Origin of the sequence: Bradyrhizobium sp. BR13661, assembly GCF_029892425.1 — a bacterium.
In the GTDB taxonomy this organism is placed as follows: Bacteria; Pseudomonadota; Alphaproteobacteria; order Rhizobiales; family Xanthobacteraceae; genus Bradyrhizobium.
The window spans coordinates 365618-387430 of sequence record NZ_JARXWB010000001.1 but is presented as its reverse complement, the minus strand read 5'-3'; the positions used below and the strand labels follow the sequence as shown (position 1 = coordinate 387430).

Below are 21813 nucleotides of genomic sequence, written 5' to 3'. Positions count from 1 at the left end.
GGCGGCTTACTGGTCGATTCCTTGCAGTGAACATCTCAAGCGCTGCTCGAGCGCCGCGAGCATCTGCGTCTTACCTAGGATACCCGCCAACTTCTTGTCCCGGAGGACGAGCACCTGCGAGATCTGGTAGATGTCCATCTGCTTGACGACCTCTTCGAGCGTTGCGTTTTCGTCGACGCAGACGGGATGCCGGCTCATAACAGCATCGACCCGTAGACCACCGGTTCGCTCGCGAGCGAACTGCCCTTCGTCTCTCCCGAACAGCCACTCGAGCCAAAACCCCTCCGGGTAGTCGACGCCCAACTCTTGCCTGTGAAGGAAATCACCTTCAGAAATGATGCCTAACAATGCCCCGTCACCATCAACGACCGGCAGGCCACGCTGATTGGTTTCGAGCAGCAGATGGATGGCATCGAGCAGCGGGGCGCCTGGCTTCACCGTCGCAAACCAGGTTCGCATGATATCTGCTGCTTTCATGGCCGCCTCCATCTAAGCCGGCTGAAGGGATACTCTCTGCTCTGCGCTAGTGAGACATCAGCAAACATACATTTGCCTCTTCCAGCAGGCTGCGGGTCATTCCGCCGAAAATCCATTCTCCTAACCTGCTATGGCCGTAGCCGCCCGTAACGATGAGGTCGGCACCAACCTCGGTGGCCAGCCTGGCGAGATAACCGCCGTCCGGCTCAGCCGTGTGGACACGCACCTCATGCTGGCATTGCACCCCGTGCCGCTGAAGATAGCCGGCCACGTCTCGAACCCGCCTGCGAGCCGCGTCCTGTTCGTCCGATGTGCAGACCTCCGCGATCGTGACCTGCGAGGCCCTGGTCAGAAAGGGCAGCGCGTCGCGAACGGCGAGGCGCGCCTCCCTCGTGTCTTTCCAGCCGATCACAATGCGATCGCCGGAGAATTCCGTCACCCGCTCCGGCACGAAGAGCGTCGGGCGCCCCATGCGCAGCATGGCTCCGGACGGATCGAAGAAGTGCGAGTGGCTGGTCGTGCGCGGCTTGCGCTTGACGACCACAAGGTCCGCCGCCCTTGCCTGCTCGACCAGGAAGTCGGTGGGATAATCGAGGGCCCAGCGCCATTCGACGGTTTCGGTCGGCAACCGGACCACCTTTCTGAACCAGGCTTCCTTTGCCGAAAGCGCGGCCTTCATACGTTTGACGTCTTCCTCGGTGGTTTGCTCGATGATGACGCCTTCGGCCACGAACGGAGGCTCTACAGCCACCGCCGAGACCCCCAGGAGGGATGCTCCGAAACGTTTCGCGATACTCTCCGCAACGGCGACCTGACCCGACGCCTGCTGCTCGGAATCGACGTACACCATGACGCTTGCGACAGACATGACGATGCTCCGACGGGTTGGAAATGATTACGCTGCGGCGAGCAGATGCTTCTCGATCTCGTCAACAGGATGCTTGGTGAGATCCTTGTCGAGTTCGCCGATAATTCGACGCTTCACATCGTCATGAAAGGCCGAACGAAGCTCCGCCAGCGCGCGGGGTGGCGCGACGACGATGAGAGAGGTCGAATGTTCGCCCCGAAGGAGGCGCTCGGCAGCGGCCGCGACGTGTCTTACGAAACGACTCTCCTCAATCTCATGCCAATCGGTCATCTCCACCGCGCTTCGCCGACCTGAACCTTTGCCGACCCGTCCGGGGCGATCGCTCCCTTGGGCGTGCGAGGGTGGATTTTCTTCCTCGAAGACCGCTTCCGTCTTCAAATTCGGAAACTTCTCGTCTCCCTCGTTGCGCAGGAACAGCGCTTTCCGACCATCCCCGACAAACACGATCGCACGATGCGGTATCCTGATCATTGCCGCTCTCCTTCTGACATATGGATGATTTCTATCGCCGCGCAGGCCGCGAGGCTTGATCCCGATCAAACCGGCCCATTCGCGATAAGGCAGGATCAGCAAAAATCGAGCGAACGAGGTCTGCCATGCAAGCACGAGACGTGATGGTATCCCCTGTCGTCACAGTTGGACCAAACGCAACAGTCCGCCAAGTCGCGCAAATCCTGATGGAGCGACGGATCAGTGCCGTGCCTGTCGTCGACGCCGACAACAAGGTTCTCGGCATCGTGAGCGAGGGAGATCTGATCCACAGAGCCGAGAGCGGAACCGAGCGCTCCCCCTCCTGGTGGCTGCGCCTCTTGACGAGTGATGCCGAGTCCGCAGCCGACTACGTCAAGTCGCACGCCGTCAAAGTTCAGGACATCATGACCCGCGATGTCGCAACCGCCGCGCCCGAGATGCCATTGGCTGAGCTTGCGATGCTGCTCGAAGAGCGCCAGATCAAGCGCGTCCCGATCGTCAACAAGGAAGGACAGATCGTCGGGATCGTCAGCCGGGCCAACCTGCTCCAGGCCATCGCGAGCGCCCGGCCAAAGCTCGATATCTCGCTTCCGGATTCGGCCATCAGGAAGAGGTTTTTCGAGGAACTCAGGAAGCAGCCTTGGTCTCATACGTTCAACGTGAACGCGACCGTGCAGGGCGGCGTCATCGATATCTGGGGTTTCGCGCCTTCGCGTGCCGAGCGAACGGCCATTCGTATTGCCGCAGAGGCAATTCCCGGTGTCGTGACGGTGAACGATCACCTGCTGGAAACGCCGGTCTTCGTTTACTGACCGATACGTGAGCGCCGGCTCGCTCTCAGTCCAGTGTCACCAATGTGATGACGAAGTGAAAGAGCTCCCAGCCGAACGTCATCAGCAATGCTCCGATGATGAGTATTTTGCCATACCAGGAGACCGTTGGCCTGATACGCGTGCGCTTTTGCGAAGACGACGCGATGGCTCCCGGTCGAGGAGGCAGCGACGTCACCTGATCCGAAACCTTTTCGTCCGGAGATACGACCTTCCGCTCTGACGGCATCGATTTCATGACTCGCCTGTGGGCGGTGTGGCGTGTGCAGCATCTGACATCGATCAGCTCGCGACGATCGGTGGTCTTCAGGCCAGCAATAATCAGTCAGCCGGTGTCAGGATTTGCGGTGGCTTCACGCCATCGAGAGCGTGCGTTGCGGCTGACAGGTAACGCGAGGAAATGTTTTTCATCAGGTCCATCTGACATGCCACGATCTCGGCGGGCGTTGTGCACTCGGCGAGCTTGAGCAGGTAATCCGCGTGGTCATGGAGACAGGACGCGCCGACCTCCAACAGACCTTTTGTCGCCTGCCCATAGGCAGACGTCGCGGGCGTGTAGATGAGCTTTGTCCAGTCGACGCTATTCACCCCCGCCGTCATCTCAAAGGGAGATTCACTCGCCATTTCAGCCTCCGAGCCTGTTTGAGGGGTTCAACCGCATAGGTGTAAACCACACCGGTCGCACGCAGACCTCCTCATTTAAGACTTGAAATGCTGCGCCTGGCCGCAGCACGTCGTATTGCGCTAGATCAAACAGGCGCCGATCATTCGTCGATGTGCGCTTGATCGATCGGAACCGCGACGAAATTCATTGCGTCGGCGCGTTTGATACGGATCAGCAACGTTCGCTTGGCGCGGCCCCGGGCCTCACCCACCAGCCGGTTGAAATCCGCGACAGCAGCGACTGGCCGTCCGCCGATGCTGAGCACGATGTCGCCGACCTGCAAGCCGCCGGCTGATGCCCCGCCTTCGGGATTGATCTCGAGAACAACAACGCCAACCTCGCCCGCACCGGGAACCAGAGCCGCTGGAGCGAGAGTGAGCCCGAGCACTGCTTCTTTTCCCAGCTTCTCCTGTTTGTCCGAAGGGCCTTTCGCTGCTTGCGACAGCTCGCCTGCGGTGACCGTCACGGATAGTGCCTGACCGTTTCTCAAGACGCGGACATTGACGTCGGAGCCGGGAACGACCGCCGCCATCGTCCGGGCGAAATCGCGCGGACTTGTCACTTCGTGATCGTTCAGGAACACGATCACATCGCCCGCCTCAATGCCTTGCCGGGCGGCGGGCCCGCCCACATCGAGCTGGGCAACGAGAGCGCCTTGCGCTTTCTTCATATCCAAGGCGTCCGCGATGCCGGGCGTCACCTCCTGGAGGTACACGCCAACCGAGCCGCGCGTCACCCGCCCTTTTTCCCTGAGTTGCTGCACGACAGCCTTTACAGTCTCGGCCGGGATATCGAACGCCACGCCAACAGAACCGCCCGATGGCGAATAAATTGCCGTATTGACCCCGACCACCTCGCCCCTCACGTTGAAGGTGGGCCCGCCCGAATTTCCTTTGTTGACGGGCGCGTCAATCTGAATGAAATCGCTATACGGCTCCTCGCCGAGATCGCGACCGCGCGCCGAGACGATGCCTGCGGTCACCGTGCCGCCAAATCCGAAGGGATTGCCGATCGGCAGCACCCACTCACCGATCCTGGGCTCCGTCGTGGCCAGACGGACATATGGCAGGTCCGCAGCCGCGGAGATCTTGATCAGGGCGAGATCGGTTTGCGGATCGGAACCGATGAGCCTGCCCGAGTAGATCTTCCCGTCATCCAACGTCACTTCGATGTCGATGCCATTTGTCACGACATGCTCATTCGTGACGATGTAGCCGTCTCCGGAGATGAGGAATCCCGCACCGACCGATGTATCGGGTTCAGATCCCTGATCCGGAGTGATCTGGATGCCGAACTGCCGGAAAAACCGATCCAGCATCGATCCCTGCGGGATCGGGCGCGGGCGCGGGACATCGGACGTTCGCTGGTCCGTCTTCACACGAATGCCGACGACGGCTGGCCTCACGCGTTCGACGATCTCGGCGAACCCGATCGGAGCGACGACGCCGACGGCATCGACCTCCGCGGCACGTGATCGGTTCATTTTGTCGGGTACAAACAGCGCTCCGATCATGGCAACGAAAAACGCAAAGCGAATTGCCTTGCAGACGCGGGCGGCCGCAACGATACGCAAGTTATGGTCTCCAAGCATCAATCTCGCGCCCCAAGGTTGGATTCAGCATGCATGCTATGGACGCTTGTCCAGGGAACGGAGTCCAAGCGTCTCTCTTACCTCATCGTCCTCAAGGGCATCCTTGATCGCCCGATCGGCCTGCTTTGTCGCGAGGTGCCCACCCCGGTCCGGCGCGGGCACCTTCGGCGTGCGCTTCGCCAAGCGCTCCCGCGTCCTCTGATCATTCTTGCTCATTTCGCTTTCCCTCGTCGAACTGCTCCACTGGCCGACTGACTGCTCGTAACGCGATCACACCCCGAACGGATAAGTGTCCGGAAGCCCGGCGATCTCGGCGGTATCCAGCGGAGTTATCGCCCGCGTGTCGTCAAACCAGATGTATTCGTCGAACTGTCGCGGCAGGCTGGCCCGGAAGTAGTGGCTCGCAAATTCGGATTCGGGCCTGTAGATCACGCCAATGGCTCGCTCGAGCCGTTCCCTGCCAAGGCCCTTTGGACCGCAGAGATCGCCGCGACCGCGCAAGCCCAGCATGAAGCGCGGAAGGCCCACCGCGTGACATAGCCGTTCATAGCTACTGGGCAGCGATGGCCGAATGGTCTTGACCTCCATCGGGCCGCCCCAATCGGACGCCGCGGCGACCGTGCCGCTGTGGGTGCCGAAGCCGACCAGATACGCCTGGTCGCCAAACGCCCTGCGGCAGTGCTGCCCGATATTGTGCTCGCCACGAACGGCCATCTCAGTCGCCGCGGCGTTACCGACATGCGAATTGTGTGCCCAGATTACTGCCTTGCTGTCCGGCCCATGGAACGCCAACAGGTTCTTGAGGGTGTCGAACATATGACTGTCGCGCAGGTTCCATGACGCGCGGGAGCCGTAGTACATGATCCGGTAATAGCGCTCGGCGTTGGTCACGAGGCGCGCATTCTGCTCGGCGTCAAGAAAGCGCTCACCATCGTGCTCGGCATAGGCCCGGCGCTTTGCCAGGAGATCAGTGAGCGCATGGGCCACATCGGATTCGCAAGTCGGGTAGGATCCGGTCAGCGCGGCATGGCCGTACGTAGCGGGATCGCGCTGCCACGGAGTCAGGCAACCATAGCGCTCGCGGGCGACGCGCGCCGAGGCGGGATCGACTCCGTCGAGGTAATTGAGGACCGACCGAATTGAATCGTAGAGGCTGTAGAGATCGAGACCGTGAAACGCGACGCGCGAACTCTTCTCCACCGTGCCGTTGTGCTTGCGCAACCAGCTGACAAAATCGCGCACCTCGGTGTTTCGCCACATCCAGGTCGGAAACCGCGCGAATGCAGTCCACTCCGACGGAGGATATTCGAAATGCCGCACATAGTGATCGACACGAGCGGCATCCGGCCAATCCGCCTCGATCGCCACGAGGCGAAAACCCTTCTTGACGATCAGATCGCGCGTGATGCGTTCGCGCATCCGGTAGAACTCGGACGTACCATGGGTCGCCTCGCCGAGCAGGACGACGCGCGCCGACCCGATACGTTCCATCAGTGGGCCGAGATCGGCCGCCTCGATGGATGGAAACGATTCAGCGGCGTCAGCGAGATCGCGGACTAGCGTCTCCTCCTCCGGAGCAGCCGGACGAAGCGCTCGTCGCATGGACGCCCGAGCCTCGCCCTTTTTAGTTGCCCACCCTTCCTCTCCGATCAATGGAACAAAGCGGACATCGGCAATATCTTCGCTGCGATACTCGTCCTTCGAAATGCGGATGACGCATACCAATTCCTGCGTATTTTGATCGGCGCCAACCGGAATCACCAGCCTGCCACCGATCTTCAGCTGCTCCTTGAGCGCCTTTGGAACCTGCGGACCGCCGGCGGCCACCACGATGGCGTCGTATGGCGCATGTTCCGGCCAGCCTTTGGTACCGTCTCCATGCAGGACGTGGACGTTATCGTAACCGAGTTCGGCAAGTGTGACCGCCGCCCTTTCGGCAAGGGGACCGAGGCGTTCAACCGTGTAGACATCGGCCGCGATCTCCGACAGCACCGCGGCGGCGTAACCGGAGCCTGCGCCGATCTCGAGCACTTTCTCGCCGCCCTTGAGCATGAGCGCTTCCACCATGTAGGCGACAATGTAGGGCTGAGAAATGGTCTGCTCTCCGGCGATCGGGAGCGGCGAATCTTCGTAGGCAAATTCGCGAAGCTTTTCCGGCAGGAATAGTTCGCGCGGCACCTTTCCCATTGCCTCGAGAACGAGCTCGTCACGCACACCGCGCGCGGCGATATTGCGCTCGACCATCTCTGCCCGGAGCGCGGGAAACGACCTCACCACATCAGAGCGATCCGGATTCTGCGCTAACGATCCCATGAAGGCGGCTCCTGCATCTCGCTCACGTGGAGTGCTCCTGCAAACGTCTCCGCTATCTGCAATAACGCCGTCGACCGTCGCGCCCGATCGTCGCACGAATGGCAGCGCGTCCATGCATGATCAGCCTCCAACGGCAACCTAGGATCAATGTGCCTCCATCGATTTGATCGACATCAAACCGAGAAATGGCGGGTGCGTCAGGATTATTGAATGCAAATGGAGACGGCCATGGATCTCAAAGAAGCCATCTATCGTCGGCGCGCGGTACGCGAATTCACCTCGCAACCGGTGGACGAGCAAGTGTTGAGGCAACTCATTGATGCTGCCATCCAGGCGCCTAGCGCCGTCAATCAACAGCCATGGCTGTTTACCATCGTGCAGGACAAGGCACTACTCGCCCGCATTTCGCGCGAAGCAAAGGCGCATATGCTCAGGACCTCGGCCGCGGCGTTGGCATCGCATCACTTCCAAAGCATCCTCGAAAATCCCGATTTCGACATATTCTATCACGCGCCGGCATTGGTCGTGATCTCGGCACCCGAGGGTCCCTGGGTCGTTGAGGATTGCGCTCTCGCGGCGGAGAACTTGATGTTGGCGGCCTGCGCCGTGGGATTGGGGACATGCTGGATCGGGTTTGCGCAAGCCTGGCTTGGAACGTCGGAGGGAAAGTCGTCGCTTAAGCTTTCCGGCATGACCGTGCCGGTCGCGCCCATCATCGTAGGGCATCCCAAGACAGCGGCGGCGCCGGTTCCCAGAAAGGCCGCGAAGGTTGACTGGATTTCGTAGACCTTCGGGGATCAGGTGAAATGAAAGACCCTTACGAGACGCTTGGCGTAACCCGATCCGCGACCGAGAAGGAGATCAAAAGCGCCTTCAAAAAACTCGCGCGCAAATTTCATCCCGACCTGCATCCGGGCGACAAGGAGGCAGAGGCCAAGTTCAAGGCCATCTCGGCTGCCAACGATCTGCTCAAGGACAAGGAGAAGCGACGGCGGTTTGATGCAGGTGAGATCGACGCCAGCGGCGCAGAGCGGCCGCAGGAGCCATTCTATCGCGACTTCGCCGACGGACCTGCCTACACCGGCCATGCCGCGCAGGATGGATTTGACAGCAACGAAGATCTGGAAGAATTCCTGGCAAAAGCGTTTGCCGGCAGAGGGCAACGATCAGAGAGGGCATTCCGGGCGCGCGGTCAGGATGTGAGCTATGTGCTGCCGGTGGCCATCGTGGACGCCGCCAGCGGTGCCACGCGCGCTGTCACGCTGCCGGACGGCAAGACCCTGGAGGTGATCGTTCCCGAGGGCGCCGAGGACCGGCAGATGCTGCGGCTGAAAGGCCAGGGAATGCCAGGCTATGGCGGCGGGCCGCCAGGCGATGCCTATGTCGAGTTGCACATCCAGCCGCATCCGTTCTTCCATCGCAAGGATGACAACATCCATGTCGAAATACCCGTGACCCTGCGCGAGGCGGTGCTGGGAGGCCAAGTCGAGGTACCGACAATCACTCAACCGGTGACGGTGACGATCCCGAAGGGTTCGAATTCCGGCACCACGCTGCGGCTGCGCGAAAGAGGTATCCGCAACCGAAAGTCCGGGCAGCGCGGACATCAATTGATCAAGCTGAAGGTCATCCTTCCCACTGCCGAAGAACCCGAACTGGTACGATTTCTGGAAGCATGGCGGCCGAAAAACCCTCAGTATCCACGCAAGGAGATGGAGTCATGATGGCTGTTGACGATCTTTTGGCGACCATCTCCTCGCTCCAGCGCGCCGATCTCGAACGTTGGGTCAACGAAGAACTGGTCGTGCCGGAACAGGACGGAGGGTCTCTGACGTTCTCGGACATGGAATGCGCGCGGATCCGCCTCATCTGTACGCTGACCTATGACCTCGACGTTGATGACAGCTCACTTCCACTCGTGCTGTCGCTGCTTGATCAGCTTTACGACACGCGCCAACGGTTGTTTTCCCTGACCCGGGCCATCAAGACGCAGGACGAAGCCGTTCAGCTCTCGATCGCAGCCGCGACATCGCCGGAAAGCAAGCTCAAAGCCTGACCTTCAACGCATCGGCCGCGCGTGTCGGACATTTGCTTCGGAATGTTATCGACGATCGGGCGACGCGCTAATCGTTCGAAAGGTTGACCTGCCTCAAGGCCGAGCAGGCGGGGCGTGATCTGCTCGTTGCATGTCGGGATATATCAGATCTTTCCTCGAAATCGGATTGGGCGACGTCGGACTGGTCGGCGGCAAGACCGCTTCGCTTGGCGAATTGTATTCCGCGCTCGCATCCCAAGGGGTTGCCGTCCCCAACGGCTTCGCCATCACGGCAGACGCCTATCGCGAAGCGCTATCGCGGGACGGCGTAGCCGACGCGCTTCACCGACTTCTCGATGGGATCGACAAGAGCAAGATCAAGCAGCTCGCGAGTAAGGCCGCCAAAGCCCGCGAGATCATATACGGGGCGATGGACACGCCGCTGCTGCGCGAACAGATCGTGGAAGCCTATCGACAGCTTGAACGCGACGCCGGGAGAGGGGTCGCCGTCGCCGTACGCAGCTCCGCGACGGCAGAGGATCTACCGACGGCGAGTTTTGCAGGTCAGCACGAAAGCTTTCTCAATGTGCGCGGGCCCACGGACTTGTTCGAAGCTTGCCGGCGCTGCTTTGCCTCCATTTTCACCGATCGCGCGATCTCCTATCGCATCGACAACGGCTTCGATCACTTCAAGGTCGCGCTCTCCGTCGCCGTGATGAAAATGGTCCGGTCCGATCTGGCAGCCAGCGGCGTCATCTTCACGCTCGATACCGAATCCGGCTTTCGCGAGGTGGTTTTCATCACCGGCTGCTACGGTCTCGGCGAGACCATCGTGCAAGGCCAGGTCGACCCGGACGAATTCTATGTTCACAAGCCCACGCTGAGCCAGGGATATCGCCGCGTGCTGCGGCGCCGGCTGGGCGCCAAGCAAATCCGCATGATCTACGGCAAAGGTGGGGGTAAGCATGCGACGCTGACCCGCAACGTGCCTGAGGCGGAACGCCGGACGTTCTGCATTTCCGACCCGGAGGTGCTCAGCCTTGCCGAGAGCGCGGTCCTGATCGAGGCTCACTACTCCAAGCACGCCGGGGTCGCGATGCCGATGGACATCGAATGGGCCAAGGACGGCGCCGACGGAAAGCTCTACATCATTCAGGCTCGCCCTGAAACCGTCGCCTCGCGGCGCGCCGCGGACGTCTACGAGACCTACAACCTGAAGGGGCGTGGCCCGGTCATCGTCACCGGTCGCGCGGTGGGTGAGAAGATCGCTTCGGGACGGACGCGTCGCATCGTGACTGCGCGCGACCTTGCAGCCTTCAGGCCCGGCGAGATCCTGGTGGCGCCGGCTACCAGTCCGGATTGGGAGCCGGTCATGAAGATTGCGGCCGGCATCATCACCGACAAGGGTGGCCGCACCTGCCATGCCGCCATCATCGCGCGAGAATTGGGCATCCCCGCCGTGGTGGGCACCACTCTCGCGACGGAGAAGATCAAGACCGGGACCGAGGTGACGATCTGCTGCGCCCAAGGCGACGTTGGCAGCGTATATGAGGGAACGATTGCTTTCGACGTGACCAGAACGCCGGTCAGCGAGCTTCGGCGGCCGCGCACGGCCATTATGGTGAATGTCGGCACACCGGAGATGGCGTTCCGCACCGCGATGCAGCCACAGGCCGGCGTCGGCCTTGCCCGCATGGAATTCATCATCAGCGAGCATATCGGCGTTCACCCGATGGCCCTGCTCAAGCCGGACAAGGTCAAGTCAGCCAGGGCGCGCGCCGAGATCGCGCGCCTGGTGAAGGGCTTCACCAGCCCGGCCGACTTCTTCGTTCAAAGACTGGCGGAAGGCGTCGGCACCATCGCCGCGGCATTCTATCCGAAGCCCGTGATCGTGCGTCTTTCGGACTTCAAAACCAACGAATACGCCAGCCTGATCGGTGGCGAAGGCTTCGAGCCCCGGGAAGAGAACCCGATGCTCGGTTTCCGGGGCGCCTCCCGCTACAGCCATCCTGCCTATGCCGAAGGATTTGCGCTGGAGTGCGCAGCACTCCGCCGGGTGCGGAAGGAGATGGGTCTCTCCAATCTGCGCATCATGGTGCCGTTCTGCCGAACCGTCGAGGAAGGCCGGCGCGTTATCGCGACGATGGCTGCCAATGGACTGAAGCGCGGCGAAGACGGTCTCGAGATTTACGTCATGTGCGAGATCCCGAATAACGTCATCCAGATCGACGCATTTTCCCAGTTATTCGATGGCTTCTCGATCGGCTCGAACGACCTCACCCAACTTACGCTGGGGGTCGACCGGGATTCCGATATCGTCGCCTTCGATTTCGACGAGCGCGACCCCGGAATGCTGGAGATGTTCCGACAGGCCGTGGTGGGCGCCAAGCGCAACGGCCGTCATATCGGCATCTGCGGCGAAGCACCGGCGAACTACCCGGAGGTCGCGCGATATCTGACGGAGCTCGGCATCGACTCGATCAGCGTCAATCCCTCGAGCGTATTTCGCACGATGGCCGTTGTATCCGATGCCGAGGCCAATCTGCCAAGATCCGGGACATGACGCTTTTGCGCATTGCGGCGATCAGATCACCGCTGGGACCGCAGCGGCGTGAATGTGTTCCACGGCCGCATTGACTCTGGTCATGGTTCTCGTCAGTTCGCCATAGACCTCGTCGTCGATGGTCACCGTGCCGAAATTCGAATCTTCTCCGTCAAAGCGCCCCTCCGCTGGCTGGTCGGCATGCTCGAACCAGTGGTAGCCGACCACATTCGGCTTGCTGAGGGCCATCGCAACATAGCCCTCGAAGGCCCGGGCGCGCTCGGTCTGAGTGGCAACGCGCGGTCCCGCCCCTTTGGAATTTGGCAGGCCCGCGTCATCACCGCGAAAGGAGAATTCAGAGATCAGGCATGGCTTGCTGGTGGCGGCATAGGCGTCAATGATTGGGCCCGGGTTGAACTCGTAGCAATTGAAGGAGATGACATCGAGGTGACGACCGGCTGCGGCAATGACGCCCGCCAGCGGTTGATAGCCGAACCGGGATCCGAGCACGAGATGATTGGGATCGGCCGTCTTGATTGCCGAGACGCACAGTTCGAAATACTTGTCGGCCACGACCGCCACGAAGGCATCGCAATCTGCCGAAAACGCCTCCCGGGCTTGATTTGCCAGGTTGGCCTTGGTTTCGAGCGCATCGTTCAAGATACCAGGGCGAAGCCTGACGAATGGCGCCATGACATGTTCGATCCTGCCAAGCTCCTCCCAGGATCGCGCCGTTGTACGCCATACCGCATTGAATTGGGCAAAGTCCCGATAACGCGCCTGCAGACCCGAGAGGGCGGCGACTCTGCCTGGTCGGCGAGGCGGCAGGTTCATGAACAGCGTCAGGAGCTCGTCGGTACCGCGCCAGTCGGGCGACCAGTAGAGTTCATTGTCGATGAAGGTGCCGAGCAAGCCGGGATCGTTGCGCCGATGCCTGCAACGCTGATCGGCGACTGCGCGGATATGCGCCGAAAACTCCGGATCGAAGACATCCGGAAAGATCTGATCGCGGCGATGAATGCGAAAGGACATACCGAGCTCCGCGGTTGGCGCGTCCGCCAGTAGTTGCGACCCCGCACTGGCGACGCCTTGGTCCGACCAGCAGCCGACTGTGTTGAATTGCCAGCTTGCAAGGCGGTTGGACGCAGCGGCGCGCCAGGTTGGCAGGCTGCCGTATTTGGCCCGACAGGCCTCGGCATAGGGCACGCGCTCGCTGCGCCCGATGTGGTCCTGATCGAAGCGGACCGTGTTGATTCCCTTCGAGATGAAGCGGCCACCATCGGGATCGACGAACCAGAATACGCCATTGCGCTCGGCGATGCGGAAGAAGCCGCTTCCCTCGAGGCCGTCGTCGACGACCCCTCCCCATCCGGTCCTTCGCAAGCGTGCCCCCGGGCTGTCTGAAGTTGCCATTCCATCGCACGGCCAAGCCAGGGGTTCTTGACCTATCTCAATACCAGCCGGGGCCACCCTGATTACCAATTCCGGAGGGAGACAACGCGCCTGAAATCCAGCCGGCCGGTCGCGTGACGCGTAACCAGACACCGGCTGAGCAGGACCAAGCAGGTCGCTCATGCCGACAACGCCACTGCCGAACATCGCCAGCCTGCGCCCTGACTTCATCTGGGGCGTGTCCACCTCCAGCTTCCAGATCGAAGGGGCAACGCAGGAGGATGGGCGCGGATTGAGCGTTTGGGACATCTATTGTCGGACCGGTTCAATCAAGAACCACGACACCGGCGACGTCGCGTGTGATCACTACCATCGCTACCGCGAAGATGTCGGTCTCATGAAGGCACTAGGCGTGCAGGCGTACCGGTTCTCGGTGGCCTGGCCGCGCGTCCTGCCGCAGGGGCGCGGCCCTATCAACGAGGCCGGCCTTGCATTCTATGACCGGCTGGTCGACGCGCTCTTGGCCGACGGCATCGAGCCGTGGCTGTGCCTGTATCATTGGGACCTCCCCCAAGCCCTCGAGGAGCAAGGCGGATGGCTCAATCGGGCATCGGCCACATGGTTCGCCGACTATGCAGCTTTGATCGCCACGCGCCTTGGCGACCGGGTCAAGCGGTTTGCGACATTCAACGAACCGTCGATGTTCAGCCTGTTCAGCCGTTCGCTCGGCAAGCAGGATAGCAGCAGCGAAGACAAGCTCCACCGTATGATCCATAACGTCAATCTTGCCCACGGAGCCGCGGTGGATGTGCTCCGCGCTGACGTCGTCAACGCCTCGATCGGCTGCATTCACAATCGGCAGCCATGCCGGCCTTCCAGTGCAAGCGAAGTCGATGCGGCGGCGGCAGCGCGCCTGGATGTGTACTGGAATGCGGCCTTTCCAGATCCGCAATGCCGCGGCGAGTATCCGCCGTCGATGCGAGATGCGATCGAACCGCATATGCAACCCGGCGACCTTGCGCGAATTTGCCGTCCGCTCGATTGGTTTGGATTGAATCACTACAGCCCGGTCTACGTGAAGTCGCGGGCGGACTCGATGCTGGGCTACGACTTCGGCGACAAGCCGGCCGACGCTGCCTTGACCCCGATCGGATGGCCGATTGATCCCGACGCTTTCAGCGAGACGCTGCTGGCGGTCCATACCAGATATGGCCTGCCGATCTATGTGCTCGAGAATGGATACGGCAATTCCGACGAACCTGACCGGACCGGTGCTGTCATCGACCCGGGCCGAATAGAATTTCTCAAGGCCTATATCAACGCGATGAATGACGCCGCTGCAGGCGGCGTCGATGTTCGCGGCTATTTCGTCTGGTCGCTGCTTGACAATTTCGAATGGGATTCCGGCTACAGCATCAGGTTCGGCTTGACGTACGTTGATTATGCTTCTCTGCGGCGAACTCCGAAATCGTCGTTCGGCTGGTATGCCGGGTTGATCAGGGCGATGCGGCCATGATCAAGACGACACTGCGGGGCCGATTGCACCACATGCCAGACTATCTTGCCGCCTCCCAGTTTCGACGGCGCTTCGAGGAGAAGGGGCGGCTCCGAAACTTCCTGGAACCAATACCGGCCTATCTGATCCTGGACGAGGACGTCGCCTTCGTCGGTCTTCGTAACCTGATGGAGGTCGAAAGCCTTGGCTGAGACACCGCAACTCGACATCGTCACCTTGACCATCAACCCGGCTCTCGATGTCTCGACCTCGGTCACGAAGATGGTGCCCTTCACGAAGATGCGCTGCGCCGAACCTCAACGCGATCCCGGCGGCGGCGGGATCAATGTGGCGCGCGTCCTGAAGCGACTGGGCTTCGAGGCGACCGCGGTCTATCCGGCCGGCGGCGCCACCGGGCAGACATTGGCAGCCCTGGTTGAACGCGAGGCCGTGCGCAGCATCGTCATTCCGACATCGAAGGATACCCGCCAAGACATCACCGTCTTCGATGAGACGAGCAAAGAGCAGTTCCGGCTGGTGTTTCCCGGAGCCCCCCTCAGTGAATTCGAATGGCAGCAGTGTCTCGACACAATTGAACGCCTCAGTGCGCAGGCTGCGTTCGTTATCGCAAGCGGCAGCCTGCCACCAGGAGTTCCGGACGATTTCTACGGCAGAGTGGTTCGGGCTTCCAAAGGGGCGGCCAAGGTCATCGCGGATACATCTGGCGCCGCGCTCAAGGCCGCGCTGGAAGCGGGCGTTTATCTCATCAAGCCCAACCTTCGGGAGTTTCAGGAGCTGGCCGGGATCAGCTGCGCCAACGAGCAATCGCTCCTCGAAGCGGGACGCCGCCTGTTCAGCCGTTATCGCATCGACATTATCGCACTCTCAATGGGCCCGAGCGGCGCTCTGCTGCTGACGCGAGATATCGCCTTGCGTGCGAGTGGCCTTGCTATCGAGCCCGTTAGTGTGTCCGGCGCAGGTGACAGCTTCCTGGGAGCGATGGTTTCGCGGCTCGCCCATAGCGACAAGCTCGATGATGCCCTGCGCTATGGAGTTGCCGGCGGTTCGGCGGCGTTGCTCAGTCCCGGCACCGGACTCTGCTTCGGTGCGGATGTTCATCGGCTCGCATCGCGCGTGAACGTCGCAGCCATTACCGGCTATCATGCTTAGCAACGAAACATATCACGCGCCCAGTGAACGGCAGTTGTTGCTGCGTTTCTGGAAAAGCGCGCGCGGCTTCTGGACAGGCAAGTCGGCGGTCTTGGCCTGGTTGCTGACAGTGTTGCTGATTGCGACAGTTCTTCTGCAATTGCTGACCCAGTACTATCTGAATTTCTGGAACCGCGACTTCTTCAATGCGGTGGAGCGCAAGGCTGGGACAGAGCTTCTCAGCCAAGCCTTGCGCTTCATACCGCTCGCCGCAGCCAGTCTGTTTCTCGCCGTCTTCTCGGTTTGGGGGCGGATGACGGTGCAGCGGACATGGCGGGCGTGGCTCAGCGATGAGCTTTACCGCTACTGGCTGGGACGGAATCGCTTTGTGCGGCTGAACTTCGTGACGGGAGACTATCAGGCCCCGGAGTACCGGATAGCCGAGGACTGCAGAATGGCAACAGACCTTCCGGTCGACCTCGTTCTCGGGCTCGTCAGCTCGCTGCTGACAGCGGCCACCTTTATCGGCATCCTCTGGGTGGTCGGAGGCAATCTCACGATTGATGTAGCAGGCCTTCCTCTGACCATTCCCGGCTACCTGGTCGTCGCCGTCGTCGTCTACTCGATCACCGTGGCAGTGGTAACGATGTTGATCGGCCGCCGTCTGACAGACGTCCTGGAGGAGAACAAGCGGGCCGAGGCCCAGCTGAGGGCCGTGGGCACCCATGTGCGTGAAAGCGGGGAAGGCATGGTGCCCACCATGAAAGGTGAGGACGGAATTCGCGCGATCCAGCCTGCCCTCACGGCGGTGATTGTTTCGTGGCTGAAGTATTGCTGGGAACTCGTGCGTCTCACGATCATAACCCACACAAATTCACTGGTAGCGCCGGTGATCGGCCTGCTGCTTTGCACGCCGAAATACGTTGCCGGCACGATGCTGCTCGGCGAGGTCGTTCAGGCGGCCGCAGCCTTCGTCGTGGTCCAGGGCGCCTGCAGCTGGTTTACGGACAACTATCCTCGTCTCGCCGAATGGGCCGCTTCGGCCAATCGTGTGGCGTCGCTTCTTCTTGCGTTGGACAAGATCGGTCCGTCGCAAGAGAAGGATGAATAGCACGCATGCGCGTCTGACGGGGGCGCCCACGAAGGCCAGTGGGCAAAGCCCGCCATTCGCGCGTTGTCCGTCTCGCGTGTCGACCGGGAGTTTCCGGGCCGCGCCCGCTTGGCACCAGCAAGCTCCGAGCCACACCAGACGCGCATGTTCTGGCCGACGAGACACCCCGCCCGTGAACGAGGCTCGGACGGGGCTGGGGTCCGAGCCTCGTTACTTCCGAACAGCCAACAGGTTACCGGGGGCAACTGTTCGGGCGGCGCCTATGGCTTAACTCGCCTAGCTGAACCTGACCTGAAGGAAAGTTCGGGTTCCAAAAAAAAGCGGCGGGTACACTCCGGGGTGGATGCAAGGGCGCAAAGAGCGCTCGCGCCATTGCATGGCTTGTTCGGCTTACTCATCGCGACAGCGGAATCCCAATGCGATCCCACACTTCTGACAAGGCCTGTCCAAGTTGATCAACGAGCCGATCGTCATGCAAGGGCGACGGCGTGATCCGAAGCCGCTCGCGGCCCCGTGGCACAGTCGGATAGTTGATCGGTTGGATATAGATGCCGTAGTCGGACAGCAGCATGTCCGAAGCGAGCTTGCACCGCTCGGCATCGCCGACGTAAAGGGGTACAATATGCGTGTCGCTTGGCATGAGCGGCAACCTTGCAGCTCTGAGCATAGACTTTACACGAGCCGCGCGGTCCTGGTGGCGATCGCGCTCCTTTTGCGAGATCTTGAGATGCCGGATCGCCGCGGTCGCCGCGGCACAAATTGCCGGCGGCAGCGCGGTTGTGAAGATGAATCCTGGCGCATAGGACCGCACGGCATCGATGACGTTCGCGTTCGCCGCGATGTAGCCGCCGAGACAGCCAAACGCCTTGGCGAGCGTTCCTTCCAGAATGTCGATACGCGACGCGACGCCGTCGCGCTCGGCGATCCCGCCGCCCTGCGCTCCATACATTCCGACGGCATGGACCTCGTCGACATAGGTCATTGCGCCATAGCGCTCGGCGAGGTCGCAGATTTCGTGCAGCGGCGCAACGTCACCGTCCATCGAATACAGACTCTCGCAGAGGATCAGCTTGGGTCGGCCCGAGTCGGCGGCGCGCAGCAACTCTTCAAGATGCCCGATGTCGTTGTGGCGCCAGATCTGCCTTTCGGCGCCGGATTGGCGGACGCCCTCAATCATGGAGTTGTGATTCAGCTCGTCGGACAGCAGAAGACAGTTCGGCAACAGCTTCGCGATCGTTGCAATGCCAGTCTGGTTCGACACATAGCCGGAGGTGAACACGAGGGCGGCCTCCTTGCCGTGCAGAGAAGCGAGCTCGCGCTCCAGCTCGATGAGCGGATGATTGGTCCCGGCGATATTCCGGGTGCCGCCGGCGCCGGTTCCCATGCGCCAGGCCGTCGATACCATCGCGCTCACGACGGCGGGATGCTGCGCCATCCCGAGATAGTCGTTCGAGCACCAGATCACGACCTCCCGAGGTCCTGTCGGCGAATGCCAGATCGCGCGCGGAAACTGTCCTGCAAGCCGTTCCAGATCGGCAAACACGCGATAGCGGCGCTCGTCGCGCAGCCGCGCCAAAGCGGCGTCGAAGGACACATCATAGTCAAAGCTGCCCGCAATCGACCTGTCGAGATAGTTCATGGCCTCGCTCCCGTCCTTTGTTGGTTAGTTGAACTTGTAGGTTCCCTGAACGAACACGCCGTATCGGTCGGTCGTGTAGCGCAGCATCTGGTCGAAGGAATCGATCGCGTCCGTGTTGAAATGCCACCAGCGCCCACCGATGCCGATCTCGAAACTGTCGTTCAGCTGATATTTGAGAGTCGATTCCGTCTGGAAGCCCTGTCCGCGACCCGACGCAGGATCCCGGCCGAACGTAAGATAGTGCGTGTCGGTCGCATGCTGCGTGGTCCACGCATAAGCGATTTCGGCTTGCCAAGTCAGCCGATCCAACAGGCGCGCCTCGACCGAAATGCCGGCACGGCCGGTTTCCCAGCGGTCCTGCTCGGTGATGACTTTCAGATTGGCGGGCAACGCTGGCGCGCAGATGAACGGATTGCCTCCGATCTGGGTGCAGCCCCGCACATCCACCGTCTCGAGCCAATGGTGATATCCGACGAACGCGCCGAAGCGGAAACGATCGATCTGCAGGAGATTGTAGCCGAGATCGATGCTGGCATACTGCAGGTTGCCGCGAGCGCTGCTGCTCGTCTTCGACGACGGATCCACAAAGGGCTGGAAATCCTCGTCGAACAGCTTGCCGCTTGTGATCTTGCCGGCCCCGACAAATCCCTTGACGAACATGTTGGTCAGCGGCCCATCCAGCGCATCGACGCGGAAGAATACTTCGCCCGAATGGCCCGCCAGGCCACCGTAGCTCAGGCGCGAGACTTCGGTGCTGGGAGTCGAATCGGCGAAATAGCTGTATCGGTTCTTCGCGGAGCTGAACCAGTATCGCAATCCGGTCTCGATGGCGTAGCCCGCAACCAGCGGCGGGGAAGTCCCTGCTCGCCCCGCAGCCGCCGGAGTGCCGGCTGGCTTCGCCCACGCGCAACTCACAGCCGACGCGTGGCATTGCGTGACGCCGTCGGTGCCGAAATCCTTGCGAATGCCGAGCGTGGCAAACAGATCCTTGGTGGTCGACTTGACGCCGGACAGCGTGCTTTCCAGATATTTGGTCCCGATCTCGGCCTCCAGGCTGACGCCTTTCCACCAGATGTAGTTGACCAGGAACGACGGCAGCACCGTGATCTCCCTGAGATCTGTCCCGACACCCCTGCGGTATCCGAGACGCAGCCGTGGGCTAACGCTGAGATCCGGCGTCACCGGGTAGCGCGTGTTCAGATCGAGGACGTAGATTTTTGAATCGGAAAGGCTGGCGTAGCGGACCGCGCCCATCAGGAGGTCACCGGGTTTGAAGATGCCGGTCCCTGTGAGCTGGGTGGACACGTAATATTCAAGCCCGCTCGCCGGCGTGCCGTCGACGCCGCCGGACGGCATGGTGCCGGAGAGATTGGTCACCGTCGCGTCGGCGCCGATCTGGTAGGTCTCGCTGAGCGGACGCGAGTAGCTCACCATTGCGGATTCGAAGGTCGGCGTGCGATCGATCGCGAACTGCCTGACCTCTTCCGCCGTGTTGAACTTCATCATGTCGTACAGGGTCAGGAAGGGCTGGCCCTGGAGCGCGTTCCAGGTCGACAGATACGGCACCTTCCGATAGTCGAGAGCGGTGTTGATCACTGACTTGTCCTCCAGCGTATAGGTGCCGGAGAAGATCGCAGCGTTGAGCCGGTTGAAGTGAACGTCGTAATCGAGGGTCCCCAGCGCCGACTTGTTCCTGTCGAAATAGCGGAACTCGGCGCCTACGGCGCGGCGATCGATGATGTCGCGATCATACTGCTCGATTGCGAACAGGCTGGTCTCGAGCACGCCGAACCATTTGCCGAAATCGACGCTCGTTCCGTATAGGCTCTTGCCGTTCGCAAACGGCGCATCGAAGCGGCTCCAGTTCGGAGATCCAGCCAGGACGTTGAAGCGCAGATCGGGACTTTGCTGCCAGCTCACGACGGCGCCATCGAACCGGCCGATCACGCCGCCCGTATTGCGCGACTGGCGACCGACCCTGGCGGTCACGTCGTACTCCTTGAGCGTATAGTCCACGCTCGCGGTCGAGACACCGTACTTGTCTGTCCGGTTGTCGAGCTGATGTTCCTGCGTGAATGCAAGCTTGAACTTGGCTTTGATCTGGTCGTTGTCGGCGGTGCCGAACATGTCGTAGTTGGCGAGCAGCGTATTGAGGTGCGAGCGGTGCGCATCAGGATCGGCGTTGGGGTTCGGCGCCGTCGACAGATCCTTCGCCGTGGTCGCACTGTCATTGGTGATGTAGAAACCCGAGACGCTGCCGGACACCGACCACCGGGTCTCCCCGGTCGATCCCGTCTTCTTCGGCTCGCCCGCGCCGGGTGAGACATCGATGCTGCCGCGCAGCTTCTCGGGCGCCGCTCCCTCGGCGGTGAGCAGGGCCGCGAGGCGCTGGCGAACGCGCTCCGCGCCCTCGCCATCCGGGTATCGTCGCAGATAGTCCTCGAATTCGGCCCTCGCGGCCGTGCGTTGTCCGGCCTTCAGCCTGACGACGCCGAGCAATTCCTGCGCCTCGGCGCTGGACTTGTTTTCCGGATATTTCAGAACCTTCTTCAGGAGGTCGGCGGCTTCGGCGAAGTTGCTTTTCTTGATCGCCGCGCGTGCCTCATCCATCGAGGCGTCGATTGCCTTCGCATCACTCTCCGACACGCCGCCGGCGCGTGCGGGCGCGCTTCGCACGGACTTGCCGACATCGGCCCCGAGCTTATCCGGGCCAGCGCCGCTCGGCAGGCCCGACTTTCCAACCCCGCTCACCTTGCACGTCGCGGCCGACCCGTTCTTCGAGATCGCGACCGCCACCTGCTCAAAGCTGCCCGACTGCACGACCTGATAGGCGGTCGGTCGGGCGAACCGAATCTCCAGCACGGGACCAATCGACTGATCGAGCGCAAGGTCGACCGCGACAATTCCGGCTGCGGCGCCGTTGTCGACTCTGACGCCTTCCCGGGGGGTCAGGCGGCCGTCGACCACGGCGTCCCGATCGACCAGCTGAAGCGAGATCCGCAACTGGCTGCCGCGATCCGGGGGAAAGTGCCCGGTATAGCGAACACGCCAATTGAAGTTGACGCGCAGCACGCTGCAATTGCCGGACGCAGTTACGGCGGCGCTTGCCACGAACTGGTCGATCACCGGCTGGGCCAGCGTACCGGGCGTGGGCAGCACGACCGCCGCCAAAAGGGCTCCAAATACGACCGCTGTGCGGCCGTAAGCAGATCTCAGGCGAAGCCTATTGGAAGCGT

19 protein-coding genes are annotated in these 21813 nt (G+C 61.5%); 9 read left to right on the top strand and 10 right to left on the bottom strand.

Features of this window, described 5'->3' with window-relative positions:
* Positions 1 to 6 precede the first annotated feature (6 nt).
* The 3 genes from M2427_RS01780 to M2427_RS01770 are packed head-to-tail and all read right to left on the bottom strand — an operon-like array spanning position 7 to position 1861.
* The gene (locus M2427_RS01780) at positions 7 to 477 is read right to left on the bottom strand and encodes a CBS domain-containing protein (RefSeq protein WP_280704352.1); all 471 of its coding nucleotides are present in this window, start codon (positions 475 to 477) and stop codon (positions 7 to 9) included.
* A 46-nt stretch (positions 478 to 523) separates the two neighbouring features.
* Positions 524 to 1345 (bottom strand): universal stress protein, encoded by an 822-nt coding sequence (locus tag M2427_RS01775; protein ID WP_280704351.1) that lies wholly within the window; start codon positions 1343 to 1345, stop codon positions 524 to 526.
* A gap of 27 nt (positions 1346 to 1372) precedes the next feature.
* Complete coding sequence (locus M2427_RS01770) at positions 1373 to 1861, bottom strand: host attachment family protein (protein ID WP_280704698.1); 489 nt, start codon at positions 1859 to 1861, stop codon at positions 1373 to 1375.
* 80 nt (positions 1862 to 1941) lie between these two features.
* On the opposite strand from M2427_RS01770, the gene M2427_RS01765 reads away from it, so the two are divergent.
* Positions 1942 to 2628 (top strand): CBS domain-containing protein, encoded by a 687-nt coding sequence (locus M2427_RS01765; protein WP_280704350.1) that lies wholly within the window; start codon positions 1942 to 1944, stop codon positions 2626 to 2628.
* Between the two features lie 25 nt (positions 2629 to 2653).
* On the opposite strand, the gene M2427_RS01760 is transcribed toward M2427_RS01765, so the two are convergent.
* The 4 genes from M2427_RS01760 to M2427_RS01745 form a co-directional block, all read right to left on the bottom strand.
* A complete protein-coding gene (locus M2427_RS01760; RefSeq protein ID WP_280704349.1) occupies positions 2654 to 2884 on the bottom strand; it encodes a hypothetical protein in 231 nt (76 codons plus the stop codon).
* An 83-nt stretch (positions 2885 to 2967) separates the two neighbouring features.
* Positions 2968 to 3270: a hypothetical protein gene (locus M2427_RS01755; protein WP_280704348.1), complete on the bottom strand. Its 303-nt coding sequence runs from the start codon at positions 3268 to 3270 to the stop codon at positions 2968 to 2970.
* Between the two features lie 140 nt (positions 3271 to 3410).
* On the bottom strand, positions 3411 to 4883 hold the full coding sequence (locus M2427_RS01750) for a Do family serine endopeptidase (RefSeq protein ID WP_280704347.1): 1473 nt from the start codon (positions 4881 to 4883) through the stop codon (positions 3411 to 3413).
* Positions 4884 to 5171: 288 nt separating this feature from the next.
* Positions 5172 to 7214, bottom strand: coding sequence for a protein-L-isoaspartate(D-aspartate) O-methyltransferase (locus tag M2427_RS01745; protein ID WP_280704346.1), 2043 nt, complete (start codon positions 7212 to 7214; stop codon positions 5172 to 5174).
* A 228-nt stretch (positions 7215 to 7442) separates the two neighbouring features.
* On the opposite strand from M2427_RS01745, the gene M2427_RS01740 reads away from it, so the two are divergent.
* From M2427_RS01740 to ppsA, 4 genes are all read left to right on the top strand, one after another.
* Complete coding sequence (locus M2427_RS01740; protein WP_280704345.1) at positions 7443 to 8000, top strand: nitroreductase; 558 nt, start codon at positions 7443 to 7445, stop codon at positions 7998 to 8000.
* Positions 8001 to 8020: 20 nt separating this feature from the next.
* On the top strand, positions 8021 to 8938 hold the full coding sequence (locus M2427_RS01735) for a J domain-containing protein (RefSeq protein ID WP_280704344.1): 918 nt from the start codon (positions 8021 to 8023) through the stop codon (positions 8936 to 8938).
* Positions 8935 to 9270, top strand: coding sequence for a MerR family transcriptional regulator (locus M2427_RS01730; protein WP_280704343.1), 336 nt, complete (start codon positions 8935 to 8937; stop codon positions 9268 to 9270). Before M2427_RS01735 ends, M2427_RS01730 begins: the two co-directional genes overlap by 4 nt.
* Before the next feature lie 130 nt (positions 9271 to 9400).
* Complete coding sequence (gene ppsA, locus M2427_RS01725; protein WP_280704342.1) at positions 9401 to 11812, top strand: phosphoenolpyruvate synthase; 2412 nt, start codon at positions 9401 to 9403, stop codon at positions 11810 to 11812.
* 21 nt (positions 11813 to 11833) lie between these two features.
* On the opposite strand, the gene M2427_RS01720 is transcribed toward ppsA, so the two are convergent.
* On the bottom strand, positions 11834 to 13204 hold the full coding sequence (locus tag M2427_RS01720) for an agarase (RefSeq protein WP_280704697.1): 1371 nt from the start codon (positions 13202 to 13204) through the stop codon (positions 11834 to 11836).
* A gap of 160 nt (positions 13205 to 13364) precedes the next feature.
* Between M2427_RS01720 and M2427_RS01715 the strand changes: the two genes are divergently transcribed.
* Genes M2427_RS01715 through M2427_RS01700 form a run of 4 tightly spaced genes read left to right on the top strand, consistent with a single transcriptional unit; the run spans position 13365 to position 16938 of the window.
* Positions 13365 to 14699 (top strand): GH1 family beta-glucosidase, encoded by a 1335-nt coding sequence (locus M2427_RS01715; RefSeq protein WP_280704341.1) that lies wholly within the window; start codon positions 13365 to 13367, stop codon positions 14697 to 14699.
* Positions 14696 to 14890 carry a glucokinase gene (locus tag M2427_RS01710; RefSeq protein WP_280704340.1) on the top strand — a complete coding sequence of 65 codons (195 nt, stop codon included), beginning with the start codon at positions 14696 to 14698 and terminating at the stop codon, positions 14888 to 14890. The genes M2427_RS01715 and M2427_RS01710 overlap by 4 nt, the downstream gene beginning before the upstream one ends.
* Positions 14883 to 15848, top strand: coding sequence for a 1-phosphofructokinase family hexose kinase (locus M2427_RS01705; protein ID WP_280704339.1), 966 nt, complete (start codon positions 14883 to 14885; stop codon positions 15846 to 15848). The genes M2427_RS01710 and M2427_RS01705 overlap by 8 nt, the downstream gene beginning before the upstream one ends.
* A gap of 34 nt (positions 15849 to 15882) precedes the next feature.
* A complete protein-coding gene (locus M2427_RS01700) occupies positions 15883 to 16938 on the top strand; it encodes an SbmA/BacA-like family transporter (RefSeq protein WP_280704338.1) in 1056 nt (351 codons plus the stop codon).
* Positions 16939 to 17332: 394 nt separating this feature from the next.
* Here M2427_RS01700 and hemA read toward each other — a convergent pair whose 3' ends face one another.
* Together hemA and M2427_RS01690 are read right to left on the bottom strand one after the other, a co-directional pair.
* On the bottom strand, positions 17333 to 18577 hold the full coding sequence (hemA, locus tag M2427_RS01695; RefSeq protein WP_280704337.1) for a 5-aminolevulinate synthase: 1245 nt from the start codon (positions 18575 to 18577) through the stop codon (positions 17333 to 17335).
* Between the two features lie 24 nt (positions 18578 to 18601).
* On the bottom strand, positions 18602 to 21736 hold the full coding sequence (locus M2427_RS01690; protein WP_280704336.1) for a tetratricopeptide repeat protein: 3135 nt from the start codon (positions 21734 to 21736) through the stop codon (positions 18602 to 18604).
* Positions 21737 to 21813 lie beyond the last annotated feature (77 nt).

What these genes read in the sequence shown, in the direction of transcription:
- M2427_RS01735 (WP_280704344.1), top strand. Translation starts at nt 8,021, where the DNA reads ATGAAAGACCCTTACGAGACGCTTGGCGTAACCCGATCCGCGACCGAG.
- M2427_RS01760 (WP_280704349.1), bottom strand. Translation starts at nt 2,884, where the DNA reads ATGAAATCGATGCCGTCAGAGCGGAAGGTCGTATCTCCGGACGAAAAG.
- M2427_RS01715 (WP_280704341.1), top strand. Translation starts at nt 13,365, where the DNA reads ATGCCGACAACGCCACTGCCGAACATCGCCAGCCTGCGCCCTGACTTC.
- hemA (WP_280704337.1), bottom strand. Translation starts at nt 18,577, where the DNA reads ATGAACTATCTCGACAGGTCGATTGCGGGCAGCTTTGACTATGATGTG.
- M2427_RS01765 (WP_280704350.1), top strand. Translation starts at nt 1,942, where the DNA reads ATGCAAGCACGAGACGTGATGGTATCCCCTGTCGTCACAGTTGGACCA.
- M2427_RS01745 (WP_280704346.1), bottom strand. Translation starts at nt 7,214, where the DNA reads ATGGGATCGTTAGCGCAGAATCCGGATCGCTCTGATGTGGTGAGGTCG.
- M2427_RS01775 (WP_280704351.1), bottom strand. Translation starts at nt 1,345, where the DNA reads ATGTCTGTCGCAAGCGTCATGGTGTACGTCGATTCCGAGCAGCAGGCG.
- M2427_RS01710 (WP_280704340.1), top strand. Translation starts at nt 14,696, where the DNA reads ATGATCAAGACGACACTGCGGGGCCGATTGCACCACATGCCAGACTAT.
- ppsA (WP_280704342.1), top strand. Translation starts at nt 9,401, where the DNA reads ATGTCGGGATATATCAGATCTTTCCTCGAAATCGGATTGGGCGACGTC.
- M2427_RS01755 (WP_280704348.1), bottom strand. Translation starts at nt 3,270, where the DNA reads ATGGCGAGTGAATCTCCCTTTGAGATGACGGCGGGGGTGAATAGCGTC.
- M2427_RS01740 (WP_280704345.1), top strand. Translation starts at nt 7,443, where the DNA reads ATGGATCTCAAAGAAGCCATCTATCGTCGGCGCGCGGTACGCGAATTC.
- M2427_RS01720 (WP_280704697.1), bottom strand. Translation starts at nt 13,204, where the DNA reads ATGGCAACTTCAGACAGCCCGGGGGCACGCTTGCGAAGGACCGGATGG.
- M2427_RS01780 (WP_280704352.1), bottom strand. Translation starts at nt 477, where the DNA reads ATGAAAGCAGCAGATATCATGCGAACCTGGTTTGCGACGGTGAAGCCA.
- M2427_RS01730 (WP_280704343.1), top strand. Translation starts at nt 8,935, where the DNA reads ATGATGGCTGTTGACGATCTTTTGGCGACCATCTCCTCGCTCCAGCGC.